The following is a 7340-nucleotide window of genomic DNA, read 5'->3' as shown; positions in this document are numbered from 1 at the left end:
TGGTCTCCGAATAACTTCTTATTGCGGATTCCTGTTATAATTTTTGATTAACCTTGGGTTTCTCTACCCAAACTAAATCTTCTTGACGAGGATTGGTTATTCTTTAACTTTCAAAGTATTTTGTTTTCTCGGTTCAGGTGTTTTCGGCTCTCGCCTTGGCACTTATTTAATATATCTATTCTATCTGGTTTCGTCAAGGGGTTTGACAAACTTTTTTTTTAGGTCACATACTCCGGCTTCTTTCCCTTGCTCCGAGCGCTTTTTGCCCCTTCTGTGTGAATCTCAAATCTCAACACCTGGTTTTTTCTTGGGTCTTCCCCTGGGGCTTTACCTGAGTTATTCCTATTTTCAGTCCTCAATGCCAGATATTGTATATATAGCAATCCTAAATGATTCATGAACAATTTCTGTTCCGGTGTTCCGGTGTTCCGGTGTTCCGGTGTTCCCTTTCCTCACTGATAATTTCTCAAGTCAAATAGGATGACTATATATATGACTGACAATCAAAATCAGGTTTAAATCCATGAATAACTATGACTGGATTGTGGTCGGGGGGGGAATTACGGGGGCGGCGATCGCCTACGAACTGCGTAAAATAGGCTGGAGCGTGCTTTTGTTAGAGCAACACCAAACAGCCCAGAATGCCACTCGCTATAGTTATGGTGGGTTGGCTTATTGGTCTGGGACTACACCCCTAACGCGCCAACTATGTCAAGAGTCCATCGCCGTCTACCAGAATTTGAACCAGGAATTAGAAGCTCAAACCGAGTTGCGGGAAATAGATTTATTACTAACCATCGCCGCCGATCAAGACCCAAAAGCAACCGCTGCATCCTATAGTCATGTTGGTATTCCCCCTCAGTTACTCGATATCAAACAGGCTTGCGAGTTGGAACCAGTACTTAACCCACACTCCATCGCTGGTGCTCTAACTGTGAAACATGGTCACATTAACCCCCACAAAACAACCCAAGCTTATATCCAAGCCTTCCTCCGTGCTGGGGGTGAAATGGAAATTGCGCAGGTGATTGATTTCCAGACCGTCTCATCTGCTGACACCGGAATTAAGTTGACAGGTGTTCGCACAACCATTGAAACTTACCACTGTGACAACGTGGTAATTTGTGCCGGGGGCTTCAGCCGACAACTGCTAAAATTAGCAGGTATCCCCATCAAGCTGTATTTTACCCATGCAGAAGTAATTCAAACACCACCTGTTGACTTGAAATTAAACACCTTAGTAATGCCCGCAAATTTACAAAGGTTTGACTTAGAAGCGGAATCTAGTAAAATAGAAGCCTTGTGGCAAGACACAACCAAAGAACCAGTGCCGCCGATTTTAGATGTAGGTGCGATTCAATTTCAAGATGGTAGTTTGCGCCTGGGTCAAATTAGCCGAGTCCTCACAGACCCTTTTGCCCAAATAAATGCACAGGAAAGCGAAAAATGGCTAAGAACCAGTATTCAGCAAGTACTACCTCCATTAGCCAACTTACCAGGAACTTGGCATCATTGCTTAGTGGCTTTTAGTGGCGATCGCCTACCCTTAGTTGGTGCTATTCCAGGATTTGAGGGTATTCATGTTTTTTCCGGTTTTAGTAACCCATTGGTAATTATACCGCCTTTAGCGCGGCGCTTTGCCGATTTTGTCGCTGGTAAAAAAGATCAAATTATTACTCAGTTGTCCCCTGGGCGTTAGGAATGCTGGGTTGGTGGCTATTCTACAAGGGACAGAACCGAACCCGTAATCCATCTTGGGGACGATTGGTAGGAATTCTCACCACATCCAAACTTTGATTAGGTAATATTTCCCAATAATAGCTACGCAGAAGATGAGAAGCAACTATTTTCATTTCCATTTTGGCAAAGGCGATGCCAATACAAACCCGTGGACCACCACCGAAACCAATTAAACTATAAGGATATTGTTTGTGTTCTTGGCGTTGGGGACTAAAGCGGTCTGGGTCAAACCGTTCTGGGTTGGGGTAAATTGCTTCGAGGTGATGAGTTGCAAATATAGAATATAAAGCTTGCCAACCTGCAGGAACATGAAATCCATTAAACTCATAATCCTTGACAACACGACGAAAGCCACCACCAACTGGCGGATGAACTCTTTCAACCTCCGATAAAATCTGATCTAAATATGGCATTTTCCCAAGTTCTTCTAAATTCAAAGCACCTTTACTTAAAAGTTGGAATTGTTCTTCTCTGGCGCGTTGTAATATTTCTGGATGACGAGCTAATTCTACACATAACCAAGTTAGCATTGAGGTGGTAGTTTCATGTCCGGCAAACAGTAGCAGTACTGCTTGGGCAATAAGTTCTGTTTCACTTAAACTATTACCATCCTCATCTTTTGAGTGAACTAACAAACTAATAGCGTCTTGGCCAGGATGTTGCTGACGTGCTTTAACAACTTGCGCCAAATGCTGTAGAATTTGATCGCGGGCTGCTACAGCTTTTCCCAATTTAGTAAATGGTAAAATGAGTGGATTAATGGCAAATAAACCATTGGTTAGTTCTGTAAATAAATGACTGAATCGACTATTTTGGGAAACAGAATCAGTACCTAATAATAGCTGGCTAGCAATATCAAAGGTCAGCTTTTTAAATTCTGTAAACCAGGTAAATTCCCCTTGATTTTCCCATTTTTTCAAATAATTATATGTTATACTCTCCATAGTACTCACATAATTAGTGAGGGCTACACCATGTAGCGCTGGCATCATGAGGCGACGATTTCTTTGGTGTTCTTCTCCATCTTGGAGAAAAAGTGATTCACCTAACAAGGTCTTGAAATTATCAGGCCAGCCTTCACGCCAGGAAAAATATTCCCTGTGACTCGATAAGAGAAACTCAATTGCTTCTGGCCCTACCATCACCACAGTCGGTTTACCCAAAAGATGAGTTTTAAATATAGACCCATGTTTGCGGTAGCGCTGGGTGACAAAATTGGCGGGGTCAAGAATGAAGGAAAATGTCTCGCCTATGACCGGTAAACCAAAACTTCCGGGAGGATTTACAGTGTCTTTCATTATCTAGTTTAGTCAACAAATATGGGCAGAATGCACAGAACATTTATTAGATGAGAAAACAATCTGAATTGTTTTCTCATCTGACTGTAACTAATCACTAATCATGAAACAAATCTAAATCCGTCACTGCGCCTACACTGCTAGAAGATACCAACTTGGCATATTTAGCCAGTACACCTTTAGTATAACGGGGGGGTAAGGGTTGCCAGTTAGCACGTCGCCGGGCTAGTTCTTCATCTGGTACGTTTAACTGCAATAGGCGTTGGGAAGCATCAATAGTGATACTATCACCTTCTTCCACAAGAGCGATCGCACCACCAACCGCAGCCTCTGGCGCTACATGGCCAACTACCATCCCGTAAGTACCACCAGAAAAACGCCCATCAGTAATTAAACCCACAGAATCACCCAATCCAGCACCAATAATCGCGGATGTAGGAGCCAACATTTCTCGCATACCAGGGCCACCCTTAGGACCTTCGTAACGAATCACCAGAACATCACCAGCCTGAATCTTTCCGGCGAGGATGGCATCTAAACAGGATTCCTCTGACTCAAATACCCGTGCTGGACCGGTAATGATGGGCTTTTTGACTCCGGTAATTTTAGCTACAGACCCTTCTGTAGCCAGATTACCTTTGAGGATGGCTAAATGTCCTTGAGCATACATAGGATTATCCCAAGGACGGATCACATCCTGGTCACTGCGTGGTTCTGCTGGAATATCTGCCAATAATTCGGCGACGGTTTTACCTGTGATAGTTAAGCAGTCACCGTGGAGTAAGTCATGCACTAGTAACATTTTCATGACTTGAGGAATTCCACCGGCTTTGTGTAGGTCTGTGGCTACATATCTACCACTAGGTTTTAAATCACAGATAACAGGGACACGTCCACGGATAGTTTCAAAGTCATCTAGAGTTAGTTCTACACCAGCTGCGCGAGCGATCGCTAAAAAGTGCAAAACCGCATTTGTGGAACCACCCACCGCCATAATTACTGAAATGGCGTTTTCTATAGATTTACGGGTGATAATTTGCCGGGGTAATATTTGCTTACGTATAGCCTCCACGAGAGCAAAAGCTGATCTTTCGGTACTGTCGGCTTTTTCGGCGTCTTCGGCTGCCATTGTGGAAGAATAAGGTAAGCTCATACCCATAGCTTCAAAGGCCGAGGACATAGTATTAGCTGTAAACATCCCACCGCAGGAACCAGCACCGGGACAGGCCTGACGTTCTACTGCTAACAGTTCATCATCATCAATTTTACCGGCGCTGTATTCCCCTACTGCTTCAAAGGAACTGACAACGGTTAAATCTTTACCATTGTAGTGACCAGGTTTAATTGTGCCACCGTAAACAAAAATAGCAGGAATATTCATGCGGGCCATGGCTAGCATAGCCCCAGGCATATTTTTATCACAACCACCAATAGCTAAGACACCATCCATACTTTGCCCAGTACAGGCGGTTTCAATGGAGTCAGCGATAACTTCCCGGGATACCAGAGAATATTTCATCCCCTCAGTTCCCATAGAGATACCATCGCTAATGGTAATTGTACCGAAGATTTGGGGCATAGCGCCGGCGTTTTTTACGCCAATTTCTGCCCTTTGCGCCAGTTTATTAATTCCCATATTGCAGGGAGTGATGGTACTGTAGCCATTAGCGATCCCCACAATGGCTTTATTAAAATCTTCATCTTGAAAACCAACCGCACGTAGCATAGCGCGATTAGGCGATCGCTGCACCCCTTGGGTGACAACTTGGCTTCTTAAATTATCTGACATATTTTTCCTTCCGTGCCATTATCGCTGGTATTGCGATTGTATTACCTAATTTTCCCATGTATACATAGCATATTTGATAAATGTTTAGCAGTTATTTTGCCCAAACGGCTTCAAAAAAGTCTAACTCGCAAAACATGGCGTAACGGTAAGTCGGATAGAGTGAGGTATTACCAGCAGCATATTTTTCTACCAAACTTTCTAATTGTTGTGTCAGTGCTTCAAATTCAGCATTACTATAAGTTGAAATCCAATCAGCGTATTGATGATCAGGAATACCATTAGCTCCTAACTGTTGTCCCAAAAAACTATAAAGACGCATACAAGGTGACATAGCTGCAGCTATCACACCTATATCAGTACTCCAGGCTGTAGCTAGTAAAAAATCAGTATAGCGACGAGTAGCATTTCCAGGTTGTGTCGTACTTAAATCTACTCCCCAGTTAGTAGCATAGCTCTTATGTAGCTTGAGTTCTGCCAAAACTCCATCAGCTAAAGCGTGAAATGTGGTAAAGTCTTCCCATTCCTTGGCTCTGACTGCGGCTATACTGTAGGCACGGGCAAAAGCTTTTAAGAAAAAAGCATCTTGTCCAACATAATGAGCAAATTTGGCTTTTTCCAGAGTACCATTGGCGATACCTTCGATAAAAGGATGATTTAGACAAGCTTGTGCTAAATCTTGATTTGCTTCCCATAATTGAGCAGATACATTCATTGGTGATTGATACGTTGTCTATATTACTAAGTTTTCATATTTTCTACCAAAATTACAGGTATGTGACTGGTTTCTAATACTGTTTGTGATACTGAGCCAATAATAACTTTTTCCCATGGTTGATGTCCTCGTTTTCCCATGATAATTGCAGTAGTATTATACTCTTGAGCGATGCGAATAATTTCCTCGGGAACTGTTCCCGTCACATTTATAAACTTATGTCTGATATCCAATAATAATTGTTTAGTTTTTAACTCTAGTTCTATGATTTCTTGCTGATTGGGGAGATTAACTATATGCAGAACGATGACTTCACCGTTAGTCCTTCGTGCTAAATCTGCTACTTTTGTTAAAACTGCTGTAGCTAAACTTGATGTATCAACTGCTGCTAGTAGTAAGGTTGGTGTTGCAATTGTCACTTTTGTGGGATCAACTTCTCCCCTTTGTAATAATTTAGGTGCAAAGGTCATGGTTGCCCAAGCGCCTAAAGGTGCTGTCACTAAAATTGATAAGGCTGCGATCGCTAAAATAATCTCACCTCCGGTAACCCCTTGAGTTAGGGGAATTGCTCCAATGGCTGCTTGTACTGTGGCTTTGGGTGAGTTTGCAGGTAATAAAAACAGTCGTTCCCGCCAATTCCAATTACTACCCAGTGTGGAAAGATACCAGCCTAACGACCGACCGAGAAGTAAACCAATCATTAAAATTAATATCCCAGGGAGAAGAATTTTTTCTAATACTTGGAGTTGAATAGTTGCACCCAATAAAACAAACAAAAAAATCTCAGCTACTATCCATAAGCTGTCAAAACCACCGCGTAACTTTCTGGCTAGGGGTGCATCCAGTTCTATTAAAAAGAAACCCATACTCATGGCTGCTAAATAACCAGAGAAGTAAGGTAATACCTCAGCAGCAATTACTAGAAATAAGGCAATACTGGCAGTAATCATCGTATCTTGAACGGCGTTTTGAGTCCAATTCTGCTTGACTAACACCACAACTAATAACCGCGCTGCTAAATAACCCAATAGTATTCCCAGTAATATTTGCATGATCATTTGCAGTGGAAGCAGTTGCAGGGGAGTGAGGGTAAAGCCCCCAGGAAGAACCTCGATTACGCCCCCCTCGCCCAAGAAACTCAGCAATAGACTAAAAACTAGCAATAACAGCACATCAGATAAAGCACTACCAGTTAAAATCGCATCGGGTATGCCTTTAGTAACGCCCCGTCCTAAACTTTTTAGCCTCAGCATTCCCGGAACGATGACAGCTGGAGATTCCGCACCAATGATACAACCCAAGAGTAAACCAGTGAGAAAGTCGAAGTTAAAGATTACCATAGCAGCAAGAGCAATGGCGATCGCCTCAGTTGTAGCTGGTAGAAAACCTAACCGCAGCGCCACTGTTCCCTGTTGAGCTAATTTGTCGCGGTCTAACCCCAGTCCTGCTTTCATCAAGATAATCATCACTGCTAAAGTTCTGAAAACAGGAGCAGCATTCAGCATCTCTGGACTAATAACATTTAGCACTTGGCGGCTGAGAATTATCCCCACTAACATCATCCCAATTAAAGGGGGCGCACCCAAACGCCGGGCCAGTTGACCGACAAAAAAGCCCATGATCAAAATCCACAATACATTGGCTAAAATTGCCATGACTTCTTAAGGTGCAAGTAGACATTAAGTTAAAATCAAGCCATCGCTTCCGGCAAAAAGTCGGAATAGTAGGAGGTCTAGGCCTTATAAAACGCAGTTTAAGCTAGACCTATCGCCATAATTACTTAAGTTTATCATTTATATTT

At 42.8% G+C, this 7340-nt stretch carries 5 protein-coding genes; 1 reads left to right on the top strand and 4 read right to left on the bottom strand.

Annotation, left to right across the window (positions count from 1 at the left end; all coding sequences use genetic code 11):
• Nucleotides 1-523 precede the first annotated feature (523 nt).
• The gene (locus PN457_RS18285; protein WP_271735031.1) at nt 524-1699 is read left to right on the top strand and encodes an NAD(P)/FAD-dependent oxidoreductase; all 1176 of its coding nucleotides are present in this window, start codon (nt 524-526) and stop codon (nt 1697-1699) included.
• Nucleotides 1700-1721: 22 nt separating this feature from the next.
• Here the strand turns inward: PN457_RS18285 and PN457_RS18280 are convergent, their stop codons facing one another.
• The 4 genes from PN457_RS18280 to PN457_RS18265 all read right to left on the bottom strand — a co-directional run bounded on the left by PN457_RS18280 (nt 1722) and on the right by PN457_RS18265 (nt 7188).
• The gene (locus PN457_RS18280) at nt 1722-3038 is read right to left on the bottom strand and encodes a cytochrome P450 (RefSeq protein WP_271735030.1); all 1317 of its coding nucleotides are present in this window, start codon (nt 3036-3038) and stop codon (nt 1722-1724) included.
• Between the two features lie 97 nt (nt 3039-3135).
• Nucleotides 3136-4827: a dihydroxy-acid dehydratase gene (gene ilvD, locus PN457_RS18275; RefSeq protein ID WP_271735029.1), complete on the bottom strand. Its 1692-nt coding sequence runs from the start codon at nt 4825-4827 to the stop codon at nt 3136-3138.
• Nucleotides 4828-4918: 91 nt separating this feature from the next.
• Entirely contained in the window at nt 4919-5539 is a 621-nt protein-coding gene (locus PN457_RS18270; RefSeq protein WP_271735028.1) for a TenA family protein, read from the bottom strand.
• Between the two features lie 26 nt (nt 5540-5565).
• Nucleotides 5566-7188 carry a cation:proton antiporter gene (locus PN457_RS18265; protein ID WP_271735036.1) on the bottom strand — a complete coding sequence of 541 codons (1623 nt, stop codon included), beginning with the start codon at nt 7186-7188 and terminating at the stop codon, nt 5566-5568.
• Nucleotides 7189-7340 lie beyond the last annotated feature (152 nt).

Origin of the sequence: Anabaenopsis arnoldii (genome assembly GCF_028331025.1) — a bacterium.
GTDB lineage: Bacteria > Cyanobacteriota > Cyanobacteriia > Cyanobacteriales > Nostocaceae > Anabaenopsis > Anabaenopsis arnoldii.
The sequence above is the reverse complement of the archived record's forward strand: the minus strand, read 5'-3'. Positions and strand labels throughout refer to the sequence as shown.

Coding starts and splice junctions, on each gene's coding strand:
- PN457_RS18285 (WP_271735031.1), top strand. CDS start 524: ATGAATAACTATGACTGGATTGTGGTCGGGGGGGGAATTACGGGGGCG.
- PN457_RS18280 (WP_271735030.1), bottom strand. CDS start 3,038: ATGAAAGACACTGTAAATCCTCCCGGAAGTTTTGGTTTACCGGTCATA.
- ilvD (WP_271735029.1), bottom strand. CDS start 4,827: ATGTCAGATAATTTAAGAAGCCAAGTTGTCACCCAAGGGGTGCAGCGA.
- PN457_RS18270 (WP_271735028.1), bottom strand. CDS start 5,539: ATGAATGTATCTGCTCAATTATGGGAAGCAAATCAAGATTTAGCACAA.